Annotated in this window: 15 protein-coding genes; 7 read left to right on the forward strand and 8 right to left on the reverse strand. The window is 61.2% G+C overall.

Annotated features, from left to right (window positions below; genetic code table 11):
- Positions 1-15: 15 nt before the first annotated feature.
- Positions 16-1,002 (reverse strand): phosphate ABC transporter substrate-binding protein PstS, encoded by a 987-nt coding sequence (locus C4J90_RS26375; protein ID WP_124365019.1) that lies wholly within the window; start codon positions 1,000-1,002, stop codon positions 16-18.
- A 372-nt stretch (positions 1,003-1,374) separates the two neighbouring features.
- Here C4J90_RS26375 and C4J90_RS26380 point away from each other — a divergent pair, with 372 nt between their 5' ends.
- Together C4J90_RS26380 and C4J90_RS26385 are read left to right on the forward strand one after the other, a co-directional pair.
- On the forward strand, positions 1,375-2,433 hold the full coding sequence (locus C4J90_RS26380; RefSeq protein ID WP_124415938.1) for a helix-turn-helix domain-containing protein: 1,059 nt from the start codon (positions 1,375-1,377) through the stop codon (positions 2,431-2,433).
- Positions 2,430-2,921, forward strand: coding sequence for a type II toxin-antitoxin system VapC family toxin (locus tag C4J90_RS26385; protein WP_124415939.1), 492 nt, complete (start codon positions 2,430-2,432; stop codon positions 2,919-2,921). The genes C4J90_RS26380 and C4J90_RS26385 overlap by 4 nt, the downstream gene beginning before the upstream one ends.
- A gap of 50 nt (positions 2,922-2,971) precedes the next feature.
- On the opposite strand, the gene C4J90_RS26390 is transcribed toward C4J90_RS26385, so the two are convergent.
- Positions 2,972-4,261, reverse strand: a complete 1,290-nt coding sequence (locus C4J90_RS26390) for an MFS transporter (protein WP_124421137.1) — start codon at positions 4,259-4,261, stop codon at positions 2,972-2,974.
- A 405-nt stretch (positions 4,262-4,666) separates the two neighbouring features.
- Here C4J90_RS26390 and C4J90_RS26395 point away from each other — a divergent pair, with 405 nt between their 5' ends.
- Complete coding sequence (locus C4J90_RS26395; protein WP_003176975.1) at positions 4,667-5,071, forward strand: acyl-CoA thioesterase; 405 nt, start codon at positions 4,667-4,669, stop codon at positions 5,069-5,071.
- A gap of 58 nt (positions 5,072-5,129) precedes the next feature.
- Complete coding sequence (locus C4J90_RS26400; protein ID WP_124421138.1) at positions 5,130-6,029, forward strand: D-hexose-6-phosphate mutarotase; 900 nt, start codon at positions 5,130-5,132, stop codon at positions 6,027-6,029.
- A gap of 120 nt (positions 6,030-6,149) precedes the next feature.
- Here C4J90_RS26400 and C4J90_RS26405 read toward each other — a convergent pair whose 3' ends face one another.
- From C4J90_RS26405 to C4J90_RS26425, 5 genes are all read right to left on the reverse strand, one after another.
- Positions 6,150-6,686, reverse strand: a complete 537-nt coding sequence (locus tag C4J90_RS26405) for a DUF3299 domain-containing protein (protein WP_124421139.1) — start codon at positions 6,684-6,686, stop codon at positions 6,150-6,152.
- Between the two features lie 77 nt (positions 6,687-6,763).
- The gene (locus C4J90_RS26410; protein WP_057006311.1) at positions 6,764-7,009 is read right to left on the reverse strand and encodes a GlsB/YeaQ/YmgE family stress response membrane protein; all 246 of its coding nucleotides are present in this window, start codon (positions 7,007-7,009) and stop codon (positions 6,764-6,766) included.
- A gap of 105 nt (positions 7,010-7,114) precedes the next feature.
- Positions 7,115-8,200 carry a 5-(carboxyamino)imidazole ribonucleotide synthase gene (locus C4J90_RS26415; RefSeq protein ID WP_124421140.1) on the reverse strand — a complete coding sequence of 362 codons (1,086 nt, stop codon included), beginning with the start codon at positions 8,198-8,200 and terminating at the stop codon, positions 7,115-7,117.
- An 11-nt stretch (positions 8,201-8,211) separates the two neighbouring features.
- On the reverse strand, positions 8,212-8,703 hold the full coding sequence (purE, locus tag C4J90_RS26420) for a 5-(carboxyamino)imidazole ribonucleotide mutase (RefSeq protein ID WP_003195648.1): 492 nt from the start codon (positions 8,701-8,703) through the stop codon (positions 8,212-8,214).
- A 344-nt stretch (positions 8,704-9,047) separates the two neighbouring features.
- The gene (locus C4J90_RS26425) at positions 9,048-9,956 is read right to left on the reverse strand and encodes a LysR substrate-binding domain-containing protein (protein WP_057726084.1); all 909 of its coding nucleotides are present in this window, start codon (positions 9,954-9,956) and stop codon (positions 9,048-9,050) included.
- Between the two features lie 181 nt (positions 9,957-10,137).
- On the opposite strand from C4J90_RS26425, the gene aspA reads away from it, so the two are divergent.
- The 3 genes from aspA (at position 10,138) to C4J90_RS26440 (ending at position 14,464) form a co-directional block, all read left to right on the forward strand.
- Positions 10,138-11,562 (forward strand): aspartate ammonia-lyase, encoded by a 1,425-nt coding sequence (gene aspA / locus C4J90_RS26430; RefSeq protein ID WP_124368861.1) that lies wholly within the window; start codon positions 10,138-10,140, stop codon positions 11,560-11,562.
- A 391-nt stretch (positions 11,563-11,953) separates the two neighbouring features.
- Positions 11,954-13,405 carry a sodium:alanine symporter family protein gene (locus C4J90_RS26435; protein ID WP_124421141.1) on the forward strand — a complete coding sequence of 484 codons (1,452 nt, stop codon included), beginning with the start codon at positions 11,954-11,956 and terminating at the stop codon, positions 13,403-13,405.
- Between the two features lie 69 nt (positions 13,406-13,474).
- Complete coding sequence (locus C4J90_RS26440) at positions 13,475-14,464, forward strand: asparaginase (protein WP_256658902.1); 990 nt, start codon at positions 13,475-13,477, stop codon at positions 14,462-14,464.
- Positions 14,465-14,592: 128 nt separating this feature from the next.
- Here C4J90_RS26440 and C4J90_RS26445 read toward each other — a convergent pair whose 3' ends face one another.
- Positions 14,593-16,143, reverse strand: coding sequence for a PLP-dependent aminotransferase family protein (locus tag C4J90_RS26445; RefSeq protein ID WP_124421142.1), 1,551 nt, complete (start codon positions 16,141-16,143; stop codon positions 14,593-14,595).
- Positions 16,144-16,161 lie beyond the last annotated feature (18 nt).

Genomic DNA, 16,161 nt, shown 5'->3' on the forward strand with positions numbered 1-16,161 from the left:
ACCCCGCCCAGCTACTTAGTTGCCTTCTTTCAGACCCAGGTCAGCCAGGGCCTTGGCGGCCACTTTGGCTGGCAGTGGGATGTAGCCATCCTTGACCACCACTTCCTGGCCCTGCTTGGACAGCACCAGTTTCACGAACTCAGCTTCCAGCGGAGCCAGCGGCTTGTTCGGAGCTTTGTTGACGTACACGTAGAGGAAACGCGACAGCGGATACTTGCCGTTGAGGGCGTTTTCTTCAGTGTCTTCGATGAAGTCAGTGCTGCCTTTCTTGGCCAACGCCACGGTCTTCACGCTGGCGGTCTTGTAGCCGATGCCCGAGTAACCGACGCCGTTCAGCGAGGAGCTGATCGACTGCACGACCGAAGCCGAGCCCGGTTGTTCGTTCACGTTAGGCTTGTAGTCGCCTTTGCACAGGGCTTCTTCCTTGAAGTAGCCGTAAGTGCCGGATACCGAGTTACGACCGAACAGTTGCACCGGCTTGTTGGCCAGATCGCCGGTCACGCCCAGGTCACCCCAGGTTTTTACATCGGCTTTGGCGCCGCACAGACGCGTCGAGGAGAAGATCGCGTCGACCTGTTCCATGGTCAGGTGCTGGATCGGGTTGTCCTTGTGCACGAAGACTGCCAGGGCGTCCACGGCAACCGGGATAGCGGTTGGCTTGTAGCCGTACTTCTGCTCGAAGGCCGCCAGTTCCGTGTCCTTCATCTTGCGGCTCATCGGGCCCAGGTTGGAGGTGCCTTCAGTCAGCGCAGGTGGCGCAGTGGCGGAGCCGGCAGCTTGAATCTGAATGTTGACGTTCGGGTATTCCTTTTTGTAACCCTCGGCCCACAGGGTCATCAGGTTGGCCAGGGTATCGGAACCGACGCTGGACAAGTTGCCCGACACACCAGTGGTCTTCACGTAAGCCGGGATGGCCGGGTCAACACCAGCAGCCACCGCGTTGGCAGTTGCAACGCCAGCAGCGACGAACGTCATTGCCGCCATCAAACGCTTCAGTTTCATGCCTTACTCCTAGCAGATAGGGATAGTTGGATCGGGGCCAAGTATCGGTAGGCCGTGTGAACACTCTATGTCTGGAATGTGACAATTAGATGAAAGGCCAGTATTGGAAGAGGACGGGCATTTGAGAGGCAAACGCTCGGAAATACTGGGTTGCATGAGCAGATGAGCGTCATGGGCCTATGGTTTAGAAACACTCTGTAATTGTTAACCAGAGAGTTCCCACAACTATTTAGGGTTGTCGCTCGGAACCGGCCTTACTAACCTCCCTCGCGCCAACGCAAACTCACCCGCCGGGATTCGGACATCCAACGTAGACCTTGGGTTGACAAAAAAATGCAAAAGCATAGCCTTGTCAACCTAAGGAGATCTCACATGATTAATGATCGAATTCGCCGCGCAAGGTTGTTGCGTGGTATGTCGCTGGAAGCGCTCGCGCTCAGTCTTGGCGATATAACCAAGCAAGGTCTGAGCAAATATGAAAAAGGGTCGAGTACCCCCAACTCCCAGCGCCTTTTGCAATTGGCAAAGGCGCTGGAGGTGAGCCCGGAGTATTTTTTCCGTACCCAGGCATTGCCACTCGCTCCGCTGGAATTTCGTAAGCTGGCGAAGATGCCGCGATACCGGCAGATCCAGGTCGAGGAGCAGATTCGAGAGCATCTGGAACGTTACATCGCCCTTGAAGAGTGCTTCGACCCGGTGGACATCCAAACTGCCAAAACGCCTGCGCAGATGTTGTCGGTATCGTCTATTGGCGAAGCTGAACGAGCGGCAGATGAGCTCCGCCGATATTGGGACATCGGTGAAGATCCTATCGCCCATCTGACCGAGCAGTTGGAAGAGCACGGCATCAAGGTGGTGATGCTGAACGGCCCTGATGATTTTGATGGTGCCTGCGCCGCTACTCATGACGGCCAACACGTGTTGATTGCATTGAATGCGCAACGACCCGGTGAGCGCATTCGCTTCACTGCAGCCCATGAATTGGGACATTGGGTGATGCGCCTGCCAGATGATATGTCCGAGCGCGATAAGGAAAACTGCTGCCACCGCTTTGCAGGGGCTTTTCTTTATCCCGCTAAAAGTGTCACCGGAGACTTTGGCAGCCATCAGCGATCACGTGTTCACCCCCGTGAGCTTTTGATCGTCAAACGGCAATACGGGCTATCCATGCATGCGGCGCTCCGTCGTTTGAAAGACCTCAACCTGTTGGGTGAAGGTGGCTATAAGTCCCTGACTATTCAATTCAGCAGCAATGGCTGGCGAAAGGCGGAGCCTGAACCGCTACCTTGCAAACCCCCTCAGCGTTTCGAATCACTGGTATTTTGGGGGTTGGCAGAGGGTCTTATTACCAAGTCACGAGCGGCTGAGTTACTGCGTCGTCCAGTGAAGGCTCTGGATCCCAATTTTCTGGGCTCACTGGAGAGTGCATGAGCCTGATCTATATCAGCGACACCAACATCTGGATTGACTTCAGAAACGCGGGATTGCTGGATCATATGTTCAGACTGCCATTCACTCTTTGTTGCACTGATTTCGTCATGCACGAACTGGAGGACTTTCCCCGTGACGAGCTGCTCGCGCGGGGCCTGCTTGTCGAATCATTCGATGAGGACGGCGTAAGAAAGCTCGTAGAACTCAAAGTCGAACACAACAACAGCTCATTGGCGGACGTTTCCTGTTACCTGCTGGCACAAGTAACCGGCAGGCCGTTACTGACGGGTGATGGGAAGCTCCGCCGCCAGGCAATTCGAGACGGCCTGCAAGTGCACGGTGCACTTTGGTTGCTCGATCTTATGGTCGAATACCAAGTAATCAACAGCCGCGACGCAGCAATGGCTCTGGATAACATGCTCACGGGAGGAGCTCGTTTACCAGCATCAGAATGCCAGACAAGACTCTCCACATGGCGCCCCCTGTAAAAAATCCAACTGGAAGGTACCTCCGTGTACATAAAAGGCTTCCTACTCGCTCAACGCCCGCGCTTCCACAGATACCCACCCACCACCATCCCCATCACACACAGGACAGCCACGTAGTACGCCGGCCCCATCGGGCTCTCCTTCATCAGCAGCGACACCGCCAGCGGCGTCAGCCCGCCGAACACGGCGTAGGCCACGTTGTAGGAAAACGACAAGCCGCTGAAGCGCACCACCGGCGGGAAAGCTTTCACCATCACGTAAGGCACCACGCCGATAGTGCCTACAAACAGGCCGGTCAAGGCGTACAGCGGGAACAGCCAGTCCGGATGGGCCATCAGGCTGTGATAAAGCGTCCAGGACGTGGCCAGCAGTAAGGCGCAACCGCTGATCAGGACCCGGCCGGCGCCGAAGCGGTCGGCCAGCGCGCCGGCGGCGATGCAACCCAGGCTCAGGGTGACAATAGCCAGGCTGTTGGCCTGCAACGCCACCGTGGGGCTGAAGTGGTAGACGGTCTGCAGCACGGTCGGGGTCATCAGGATGACCACCACGACGCCCGCCGACAGCAGCCAGGTCAGCAGCATCGACAACACGATAGCGCCACGATGGTCGCGCAGTACCGCGCGTAACGGCAGCTCGGCGGCCAGGGTCTTGCGTTGCTGCATTTCGGCGAAGATCGGCGTTTCATGCAGCCAGCGGCGCAGGTACACCGACAGCAAGCCGAACACGCCGCCGAGCAGGAACGGAATACGCCAGGCAAATGCCGAAACCTGCTCCGGGCTGTAGATCGAGTTGATCGCCGTGGCCACCAGCGAACCCAGCAAGATACCGGCGGTGAGGCCGCTGGTCAGGGTGCCGCAGGCGTAGCCGATATGGCGTGGCGGGACGTGTTCGGAGACGAATACCCAGGCGCCCGGTACCTCACCGCCAATCGCCGCGCCCTGGATGATGCGCATCAGCAGGAGCAGGAGCGGTGCCCACAGGCCGATCTGCGCGTAGGTCGGCAGCAGGCCCATGATCAAGGTCGGCACGGCCATCATGAAGATGCTCAGGGTGAACATTTTCTTGCGGCCCAGCAGGTCGCCGAAGTGCGCCATGATGATGCCGCCCAGGGGGCGGGCCAGGTAGCCGGCGGCGAAGATGCCGAATGTCTGCATCATGCGCAGCCATTCGGGCATGTCGACGGGGAAGAACAGTTTTCCGACCACCGTGGCGAAAAACACGAAAATGATGAAGTCGTAGAACTCCAGCGCCCCGCCCAAGGCAGACAGCGACAGGGTTTTGTAGTCGTTGCGGGTCAGCGGGCGCGAAGGTTGCGCGCTGCTTGCGGGCACGGAGGACATGGCAAGGCTTCTCTTATAGTAGTCATCGTAAAGGACTGCGCGCCTGTGACTTGCGGCGGGTTTGGCAAGATAGCAAATCGCTTGAAAAAGCACAGCGCCATGAGAACAGTTGCGCGCAAAAGCCCCGATACAGCGTCTATTTACCGACCAAATGAGCCTCAGGTGGTCGTCGTCGCGCCAGCGTCTCGATATACTCGCCCGTGCAAGCGCAGGAACCCCAGCCTTGAGGGGCTGCTGTGCCAAAACGTTGTTGGGCGCCATCCAGCCGATTTGGCAGAGTTTCCCTTTAGTTCGCCTTACGAGAAACGCATCGAGCGGTGTATGTTGGTGCTGAAACGTTTTTCCAGAAGACGGCTATCCACTTGAAATACCCATGAAGCGTCACGGGTCAGAGGCACCCTCGGCATGATCGAACTCGAACAAGAAGATCCTATCCCGCAAGGCGATCTCGCCCTGCAAATCACCGCGCTTCCGCGTGAAACTAATGGTTTTGGCGATATTTTCGGTGGCTGGCTGGTCGCGCAGATGGACCTGGCCGGCACTGCCATGGCCAGCAAGGTCGCAGGCGGGCGCGTGGCAACCGTGGCTATCGATCGCATGGCCTTCCTGGTACCGGTCGCGGTGGGCGCGCAGTTGTCCTTCTATACCCAGGCCCTGGAAATCGGCCGCAGCTCGATCCAGATGATGGTCGAAGTGTGGAGCGACGACCCGCTGTCCAGCGAATGGCGCAAGGTTACCGAGGCGGTATTCGTGTTCGTCGCCATCGATGGTAGTGGCCGCACGCGCTCGGTTCCATCGCGCGCGCGTTAAACCTCACCGGGTTTTGACGGTCAATTGCCCCATTGCCTGCCACTGAGAGTGCTTTGATATGCCGACGCCCCACGTTGAAACCGTGAAAATCGACGAGCTGGACTGCTGGCGTATCCGCCACAACGGCGCCGAATTGATGGTGGCCCAACAGGGTGCGCATCTCTTCAGCTACCAGCGCGACGGCGAGCAGCCGCTGATCTGGCCGAATCCTGAAGCGGTGTTCAAAAAAGGCAAAGGCATCCGCACCGGCGTACCGGTTTGCTGGCCGTGGTTTGGCGTATTCGACCGCAACCCGCAGAGTGTTAAGGCCATGCGCCAGAGCGATCAGCCGGCCGGTGCCCATGGTTTTGTGCGTACGGCGCTGTGGGCATTAGCCGCGACCGAGCTGAAAGGCCAAGCGCTGCGGGTAGACCTTGTGCTGCCGGTACCCGCCGGCGGCTTTCCTGGTTGGCCCCATCCGGTCGATTTGAAGCTGAGCCTGGTGCTGGACGACCAGTTGCATATCCACCTGACCAGCCATAACCGTGGCACTGACACGGTGACGCTCAGCCAGGCGCTGCACACCTACTTCGCCGTCAGCGATGTGCGCAACGTGCAGGTCGAAGGCCTGGACGGGTCGGCGTACATCGACACCGCCGATGGCTGGGCCGAGAAACAGCAATCCGGCCTGCTGCACTTCACCACCGAGACCGACCGCATCTATCTGGATACGCCGGCTGAACTGAGTATTGTCGATAAAGACTGGGGACGCCGCGTGCAACTCACCAGCCAGGGTTCGAAGTCGACGGTGATCTGGAACCCCTGGACCGAACGCGCCAAGGCCTTCGATGACATGGCCGACGATGGCTGGCAGGGCATGCTGTGCATCGAGACGGCGAATGTGCTGGAAGATGTGGTGGCTTTGGCACCCGGTGAAAGCCACACCCTCGGCGTGAGCATCACCACTATCGCCCTGTAGATGAAAATCAAAATGTGGGAGGGGGCTTGCCCCCGATTGCGGTGGTTCAGTCAATTCATAGGTGACTGATACACCGCTATCGAGGGCAAGCCCCCTCCCACATTGATTTGTGGTGTGATTTTAGAGATCCGACTCCTTCACCACCCTCACCTTCCCCGCATCCAGTGCATACGCCGCATCCGCCAGATCGTTGTTCACCTTTTCTACCTTCAACGTGCCCGTGACCCACAGCGGCGTATAGATATCCTCCAGCTTCAAACCCTTCGGATACCGCACCAGCACCAGTTGGTTAGGCGGCGGTGGCGGCACGTGGATGCAGGCGCCTGGGTAGGGCACCAGGAAAAACAGCGTGCTGCGGCCCTTGGCGTCGGTTTCCAACGGCACCGGGTAGCCGCCGATACGGATGTTCTTGCCGTTCATGGCCGCCACGGTCTTGGTGGAATACATCACCGCCGGCAAGCCTTTGCTCTGCTTCAAGCCGCCTTTATCGGTAAAGGTGCCTTGGGCTTCGGGGGAGTTGTGATCGATCTCGGGCATGGCCTCGAGGGCTTTCTGATCCGACAGTGGCATCAGGTCCAGCCAGTCGGTTTCCGGCAGTTCGCCAGCGTGTACCAGGCCTGGGCCCAGCAAGAGGAGAGTCAACAAAAGACGGCGCATGAAGAGGCTCGGCAAGTTCAGGTGGCGAGCATTCTAGCCCTCTGCGCCTGCGCAGCGCAGAGGACTTTGTCGGCTGGTTACTTCCTTTTGATCAGGCCGTAGATCACCAGTAGCACAATGGCACCGACCAGCGCGCCGATAAAGCCTGCGCCTTGACCGGCCTGGTAGATCCCCAGGGCCTGGCCGCCATAGGTCGCGGCCAGGGAGCCGGCGATACCCAGCAGGATGGTCATGATCCAGCCCATGCTGTCGTCGCCAGGCTTGAGGAAACGCGCCAGCAGGCCGACGATCAAGCCGATAAAAATGGTTCCGATAATACCCATGGCATTTCCCTCTGATTGGTATGAGACATGCCAAAGCCTAGTCAGACTTCGGCATCCTGCAATCAGAGAGACGCCGAGCCTTAATGGTTCCCGTGGCGGCGCGGCTTATTGTTCGGCGATCAAGGCTTCGACCTTGAGGATCTGCGCCTGAAGGGTCGCGCGGTCCTTGCAGCGCAGGTTGGCGTGACCCACTTTGCGCCCGGCCTTGAAGGCCTTGCCGTAGTGATGCACATGGCAATCGTCGATCGCCATTACCCGCTCAACCGGCGGTACCACGCCGATGAAGTTGAGCATGGCGCTCTCGCCCACCTTGGCCGTGGAGCCCAACGGTAAGCCCGCCACCGCCCGCAGGTGGTTTTCGAACTGGCTGCACTCGGCGCCTTCGGTGGTCCAGTGCCCGGAGTTGTGCACGCGCGGGGCGATTTCGTTAGCCTTGAGGCCGCCATCGACTTCGAAGAACTCGAACGCCATCACGCCGACGTAATCCAGCTGCTTGAGCACGCGGCTGGAGTAGTCTTCGGCCAGCGCCTGCAGCGGGTGATCAGTGCTGGCCACGGAAAGCTTGAGGATGCCGTTGACGTGGGTGTTGTGCACTAACGGGTAGAAACGGGTTTCGCCATCACGGGCGCGCACGGCGATCAACGAGACTTCGCCGGTGAACGGCACAAAGCCTTCCAGCAGGCAGGCGACGCTGCCCAGCTCGGCGAAGGTGCCGGCCACATCGGCAACAGTGCGCAGCACTTTCTGGCCCTTGCCGTCATAGCCCAGGGTGCGGGTTTTCAGCACGGCCGGCAGGCCGATACTGGCGACGGCGGCGTCCAGGTCCGCCTGGGACTGGATATCAGCGAAGGCCGGCGTCGGGATGCCCAGGTCCTTGAACATGCTCTTTTCGAACCAGCGGTCGCGCGCGATGCGCAGGGCTTCGGCGCTCGGGTACACCGGTACGAACTGCGACAGGAAGGCCACGGTTTCGGCCGGGACGCTTTCGAACTCGAAGGTCACCAGGTCGACCTCGTCGGCCAACTGGCGCAGATGGTCCGGGTCGCTGTAGTCCGCGCGCAGGTGTTCACCCAAGGCGGCCGCGCAAGCGTCCGGCGCCGGGTCCAGGAAAGCGAAATTCATCCCCAGCGGGGTTCCCGCCAGAGCGAGCATGCGACCCAGTTGGCCGCCACCGATTACACCGATTTTCATCGTCAACAACCTCAGGCGATACGTGGGTCTGGATTGTCCAGCACGCTGTCTGTCTGCTCAGCACGGAATTTTTTCAGCACCGCATGAAACTGCGGATGCTTGGCGCCCAGGATGCTGGCGGACAGCAACGCGGCGTTGATCGCGCCGGCCTTGCCGATCGCCAGGGTCGCTACCGGGATGCCGGCGGGCATCTGCACGATGGATAACAGCGAATCCACGCCCGAGAGCATCGACGACTGCACCGGAACGCCCAGCACGGGCAGGTGAGTCTTGGCTGCACACATGCCTGGCAAGTGCGCCGCACCACCGGCACCGGCGATGATCACCTCGATGCCACGGGATTCTGCTTCATCGGCATACTGGAACAGCAGGTCCGGGGTGCGGTGGGCGGAAACCACCTTCACTTCATACGGAATGCCGAGTTTTTCCAGCATATCGGCGGTGTGGCTAAGGGTGGACCAATCGGACTTGGAGCCCATGATCACGCCAACCAATGCACTCATCGTCGTGCCTCTTCTCTCTGGGCGCCCGCAGGCGCGTCAAAAAACAACAAGCCACGCGGGAAATCCGGCGTGGCTTGGTGTACGAATTAAGGCCGGTTGGACCGGCCGAAGGCCGCGCAGTATACCGTAATAATCCAGATAAACAGCCCCTTGGACGACCATCTGCCCAGCGGTGCAAAGTGGCGGTTTTATTGACTTAAGAGTCAGCCAAATCACCACAAAACCCTGTGGGAGGGGGCTTGCTCCCGATAGCGGTGTATCAGTGACATTTCCAGTGCCTGACACACCGCAATCGGGAGCAAGCCCCCTCCCACATTTGCCCTGCATTCGGCCCGAGATTGGGCTCAGGTGTTTTGCGCCGCCCCACCTTCCAGCTTGCGCCACAACAACCGCACATTCGCCTTGCGCACCAGCGCACAGCGGTACAGCCGAATCTCCAGCGGCACGTGCCACTGCGATCCGCCACACACCACCAATTCGCCCCGGGCCAGCTCCGCCCGCACGCTCAATTGCGGCACCCAGGCGATACCCAATCCTTCCAACGCCATGCTTTTGAGGCTGTCGGCCATGGCCGTCTCGTAGATCGTCGTGAAACGCAGGGCGCGCTGGCGCAGCAGTAAGTTCACCGAACGGCCCAGGAACGCGCCGGCGCTGTAGGCCAGCAAAGGCACGCTGCCCTCGCCTTCGAGGTCGAACAACGGTTTTCCGTCCGCATCGGCGGCGCACACCGGGAGCATTTCGGTATTGCCCAAGTGCAGCGAGGGAAAGATCTCCGCGTCCATCTGCATCGCCGCATCCGGGTCATAGAACGCCAGCATCAGATCACAACCGCCTTCGCGCAGCGCATGCACGGCATCGCCGACGTTGGTCGCCACCAGCCGCGTGGCGATGTTCAGGCCTTCATTGCGCAACTGCGCGATCCAGCGTGGGAAAAAGCCCAGCGCCAGGGAGTGCGCGGCTGCCACTTGCATGACTTCGCCCTGCCCGCCTTCCAGGTGATGTAAATGGCGCAGCACTTCACCGAGCTGCTCGACCACCGTGCGTGCGGTGACCAGGAACAACTGGCCCGCCGCCGTCAGCTCCACCGGCGTGCGCGAGCGGTTGACCAGGGTCAGGCCCAACGCGGCCTCCAGGCTGCGAATGCGTCGGCTGAACGCCGGCTGGGTGACAAAGCGCCGCTCCGCCGCCTGGGAAAAACTGCGCGTCGCCGCCAAGGCGCTGAAGTCTTCCAGCCATTTGCTTTCAAGGTTCATCACTGCCTCCACGGGAATGCACCATTTTGGCACACACGCCCGTTATGGTAACCGGGTCACATCCACATTATGCCGTTTGTGCATAGGCCAGTGCTGAACAGCATTGGCCCAAAAACTCTCACAAGCCTAGCATTCGCAGCGTTCCGGCCAGTTCCGGGTCCATATCGAGATGATTTCCGTCATGTCCTCCGCTGCATCATTCCGCACAGAAAAAGACCTGCTTGGCGTACTCGAAGTACCCGCTCAAGCGTACTACGGCATCCAGACCCTGCGAGCGGTGAATAACTTCCGCCTCTCGGGCGTTCCGATTTCGCATTACCCGAAATTGGTGGTCGGCCTGGCAATGGTCAAGCAAGCAGCCGCTGACGCCAACCGCGAACTGGGCCAACTCAGCGAAGCCAAGCACGCGGCCATCAGCGAAGCCTGTGCCCGCCTGATCCGCGGCGATTTCCACGAAGAATTCGTGGTGGACATGATTCAAGGCGGCGCCGGCACTTCAACCAACATGAATGCCAACGAAGTCATCGCCAACATCGCGCTGGAGGCCATGGGCCACCAGAAAGGCGAGTATCAGTACCTGCACCCCAACAACGACGTGAACATGGCGCAGTCGACCAACGACGCCTACCCGACCGCGATCCGCCTGGGTCTGCTGCTGGGCCATGACGCGCTGCTGGCCAGCCTCGACAGCCTGATCCAGGCGTTCGCCGCCAAAGGCGTCGAGTTCGGGCATGTGTTGAAAATGGGCCGTACCCAATTGCAAGACGCCGTGCCGATGACCCTCGGCCAGGAATTCCGCGCCTTCGCCACTACCCTCGGTGAAGACCTGGCCCGCCTGAAAACCCTGGCGCCGGAGCTGTTGACCGAAGTGAACCTGGGCGGCACCGCCATCGGTACCGGCATCAATGCCGACCCGCGCTACCAGGCCCTGGCCGTGCAACGCCTGGCCCTGATCAGCGGCCAGCCGCTGGTACCGGCTGCCGACTTGATCGAAGCCACCTCCGACATGGGCGCCTTCGTGCTGTTCTCGGGCATGCTCAAGCGTACCGCCGTGAAGCTGTCGAAGATCTGCAACGACCTGCGCCTGCTGTCCAGCGGCCCACGCACCGGCATCAACGAGATCAACCTGCCGGCACGCCAGCCAGGCAGCTCGATCATGCCCGGCAAGGTCAACCCGGTGATCCCGGAAGCGGTGAACCAGGTGGCCTTCCAGGTCATCGGCAACGACCTGGCGCTGACCATGGCAGCCGAAGGCGGCCAACTGCAGTTGAACGTGATGGAGCCGCTGATCGCGTTCAAGATCTTCGACTCGATCCGCCTGCTGCAACGCGCCATGGACATGCTGCGCGAGCATTGCATCGTCGGCATCACCGCTAACGAAGCACGCTGCCGCGAACTGGTGGAACACTCCATCGGCCTGGTCACCGCGCTGAACCCTTACATCGGCTATGAAAACGCCACCCGCATCGCGCGTATCGCCCTTGAAAGCGGCCGCGGCGTGCTGGAACTGGTGCGCGAAGAAGGCTTGCTCGACGACGCCATGCTCGACGACATCCTGCGCCCCGAAAACATGATCGCTCCACGCTTGGTCCCGTTGAAGGCCTAAGTGTTTGTTGCACCGCTCACCAGGTTGAGGGACTAGACACCTCTCACCTTTTGAGGGCCTGAAGGCTCGTTCTTCAGGCCCTTTTTTTTGCTCTGAGGTTGTGAAATGACGCCCATAAAAAATCCAATATCGCACCGCAAACCCACCTCTCCTGTAACGGCTTGGCTGAAACCTTTAATCGGCCCAGGCAGACGGATCACATTCGCCTAGGTATAGTGCCGCCCCTCTCGCGTCTGCGGCCGTCGGTAACGAGGCCCGGGTACAACGCGAAACCGCATGAATAACAACACCCGCAAAAGGATTGGGGTCGAACGTCGTGCACTGCCTGGTGCCATACGATGCGTCGGACCGTCCTGCGTTTGCCATTAGAAAAATCAGCGAGGAACACTCCATGCTCGAAGTCATCAACGACTTCCTCTCAGGGAAAGTACTGATCGTGCTCATTGTCGGGCTCGGCGGTTATTTCACGATTCGCTCGCGTTTCGTGCAGTTGCGTCACTTTTTCCACATGTTCTCGGTGTTTCGCGACAGCCTCAAGAGCAGCTCCGGCCAACTCAGTTCATTCCAGGCGCTGATGCTCAGCCTGGCGGGCCGCGTCGGTGCCGGTAATATCGCCGGCGTCGGCATTGCCGTGACCCTGGGCGGCCCCGGTGCCGTGTTCTGGATGTGGGTCACCGCGCTGGTGGGCATGTCTTCGAGCTTCATCGAGTGCTCCCTGGGCCAGTTATACAAGCGCACCGACGCCGAGGGCACCTACCGTGGCGGGCCGGCTTATTACATCCAGCACGGCCTGCACAAACGCTGGCTGGGAATGGTGATGGCGTTCCTGTTGCTGGTGACCTTCGGTTTCGCCTTCAACGGCCTGCAAGCCCATGCCGTGACCCACTCGCTGAATAACGCCTTCGGCCTCGACACCACCTACACCGGCCTCGCGCTGGCGGTGCTGCTGGGCCTGGTGTTCATCGGCGGGATCAAGCGTATCGCCTCGATCGCCGACCTGCTGGTACCGGTCAAGACCCTGGTCTACATCGCCGTGACCCTGTACGTGATCGTGCTGCAATTCGACCATGTGCCGGCCATGCTCGCGACGATCGTCAAGAGCGCATTCGGCCTCGACCAGGCCTTCGGTGGCCTGGTGGGCAGCGCGATCATCATGGGCGTCAAACGCGGCGTGTTTGCCAACGAAGCCGGCCTGGGCAGCGCGCCTAACGTGGCAGCCGTAGCGTCGGTGGAACACCCGATCGCCCAGGGTGTGGTGCAAGCGTTCAGCGTGTTCCTCGACACCTTTGTGATCTGCACCTGCACCGCTTTGCTGATCCTGCTGTCCGGCTTCTACACCCCAGGCTTCGAAGGCGACGGCATTGCCCTGACCCAGAACTCCCTGGCGGCAGTGGTGGGTGACTGGGGCCGCATGTTCATCTCGGTGGCCCTGGCGTTGTTCGTGTTCACGTCGATCATGTACAACTACTACCTGGGCGAGAGCAACCTGCGCTTCTTGGTCGGCAACAACCGCAAGGTGCTGATGGGCTACCGCGCATTGGTGCTGGTGCTGATTTTCTGGGGTTCCATCGAGAACCTGGGCACCGTGTTCGCCTTCGCCGACATCACCATGACCATGCTGGCGTTCGTCAATCTGTTCGCCCTGGCGTTCCTGTTCAAGATCGCCATGCGCGTCCTGAACGACTACGACAACCAGCGCGCCGCAGGCATCAAGACCCCGGTGTTCGACTCCAGCCAGTTCCCCGACCTGGACCTGGACCGCAAGGCCTGGCCGGCCAATCCGGTGAAGCCGGACCCTGCCGTGCAGGCCGCTGCTGAACTGAACGCCCAGGCACAACGCTAAGCAGATGACACGCCGCGAGGCCTTGGGCATGCTCTGGGCCTCGCGGCGTTTTTCGTTCAGGAGAATCAAATGACCCAACCCGCCCAGCACGTCATGGTGCTCTATACCGGCGGCACCATTGGCATGCAGGCCAGTGCCAACGGCCTGGCACCCGCTTCGGGGTTTGAAGCGCGGATGAGCGACTACCTCGCCAGCCAACCGCAACTCACCGTGCCTACGTGGCGCTTTCGCGAAATGGCGCCGCTGATCGACAGCGCCAACATGACCCCGGCTTACTGGCAACGCCTGCGTGTGGCGGTGGTCGAGGCGATCGACGCCGGCTGCGATGCGGTATTGATCCTGCACGGCACTGACACCCTGGCCTACAGCGCTGCCGCGATGAGCTTCCAGCTGCTGGGTTTGCCGGCACCGGTGCTGTTTACCGGTTCGATGCTGCCGGCCGGTGTGCCGGACAGCGACGCCTGGGAAAACCTGGGCGGCGCCCTTGCGGCACTCGGTGAAGGCCTGGCGCCGGGGGTGCAGCTGTACTTCCATGGTGAGCTGCTGGCGCCGACCCGTTGCGCGAAGATCCGCAGCTTCGGCCGCAAGCCGTTCGCCACCCTGCAACGCCAGGGCGGTGTCGCCCGTGCCGAATCGGTGCCGGGCAAGCTGGATTATCGCCAGGACAAGGCGGCGGCCTGCATCGGCGTGCTGCCGTTGGTGCCGGGCATCACGCCTGCGCAGCTTGATGGTTTGCTCGGCAGTGGCATCCAGGCCCTGGTGCTCGAGTGCTTCGGCAGCGGCACCGGGCCGAGCGACAATCCCGCGTTTCTCGCCAGCCTCGAGCGGGCACGGGACGCCGGCATCGTGGTGGTGGCAATCACCCAATGCCATGAAGGCGGCGTGGAACTGGACGTGTACGAAGCGGGCAGCCGCCTGCGAAGCGCGGGCGTTGTTTCGGGCGCGGGCATGACCCGGGAAACCGCGTTGGGCAAGCTCAACGCGCTGGTCGGCGCCGGTCTGGCGGCGGATGTCATTCGCCAGTTGGTGGCCGTCAACCTGTGTGGCGAACTGGACTGACGCCGACGCATAGATAAGCACCCCTACACGCTCTGGCCGGGCGGCGCATGCACGTCTCGTCTTACGGCTTGCTCGGTTATGCGCTGCTCATCAGTGCCAGATCAAATTGGGAAGGTGAGCGGCCGCGTTCAGCCAGCCCAGGCCTGGCGTAAACGCGCCAAGGCTTGGGCGATCGCGGCAGGCGGCACAGCGGCGAAGCCCAGCACCAGCCCTGCCTGCGCGTCCGTCGGGCCGGTGGAATCAGGCAACCAGTAGCGGCTCAGGGCATTGACCTCGACATCGGCCGCTTCAGCCCTGGCAACCAAGGCCTGCTCGCGCTCGATGCTCTCGACCTTGACCATGAAGTGCAGCCCCGCCGTCATCGCCGGTAAATCGCCAAGGCCGGCCACACCCTGCGGCCAACCGGCCAGCACCGCATCACGGCGACTCGATGCCGCGCGGCGCATGCGCCGGATATGCCGCTGGAAATGCCCGGCCGCCATGAACTCGGCCATCACTACCTGGGTGCTGATTTCCGAATGCCGCACATCCACCGCGCGGCGCTGGGCGAAGGCCTGCACCAGGCCTGCGGGCAGCACCAGGTAACCCAGGCGCAGGGCCGGAAACGCCACCTTGCCGAACGTGCCCACGTACAGCACGCGCCCGCTGCGATCCAACGCAGCCAAGGGCGCCAAAGGTGCGCCGCTGTAGCGGTACTCGCCGTCGTAATCGTCCTCGACGATCCAGCCATCGCTGCGCTCGGCCCACGCCAGCAGCTCCAGGCGCCGGGCCAGGCTCATCACCACCCCGGTCGGGTACTGGTGGGACGGCGTGACATACGCCAGGCGGCAACCTTCCAGCCTCGACAGCGCCGCACAATCGATGCCCTCGGCATTCACCGCTACGCCATGCAAGTGTGCCCCCGCAATCGCGAAGGCATGCCCGGCGGCGCGATAGCCTGGATTTTCAACAGCGACGCCATCGCCCGGCTCCACCAGCAGCTGTGCACAAAGGCTGATGGCCTGCTGCGCGCCACTGGTGATCACAATTTGCTCAGCGCCACACTGCAAACCCCGCGAGCTGCGCAGGTAGGCGGCGATCAACCCGCGCAGGCGCCAGTCGCCGGCCGGGTCGCCGTAACAGAGGTGTTGCAGGTCGGGTCGGCGCCAGAATGCCGCGTTCAGCTTGGCCCACACTTCAAACGGGAACAGATCGAACGCCGGCACGCCCACCCGAAACGCGCGTGGCGGGCCGCTGGGGGGACGGGGCAAATGGTGCCGGTCGAGGCGTTCCAGCGCCGAACTGTGGATAACTTTTTGGCTGGAAATGTCGGCTGAACGGCGAGAATTTGTGGATAACCCTGGGGATAAGCCTGTTGATAAGCCTGTGGATGGTTTTGTGGATAATTTTGCGACGCGGGCCGGGGTGTGCGGCAACTGCGCAACGTAAGTGCCATCACCTACCCGAGCCTCGATAAACCCCTCGGCATACAGCTGGTCATAGGCGCGCACTACGCTGTTGCGGGATATCGCCAGGGCAGCAGCCAAATCGCGGCTGGCGGGCAGCCGCGTGCCGCTGACCAGGCGCCCGTCCAGTACACGCTGACGCAACGCCTGGTACAACTGACGTGTCAGCCCCTGGCGCCGATCCAGCTCAATGCCGGCGGGGTTGAAAGACAGCGGCGGCTCTATCGGCAACATGGCAATTGGACCTATGAA

Origin of the sequence: Pseudomonas sp. R2-60-08W (genome assembly GCF_003852335.1) — a bacterium.
Lineage (GTDB): Bacteria > Pseudomonadota > Gammaproteobacteria > Pseudomonadales > Pseudomonadaceae > Aquipseudomonas.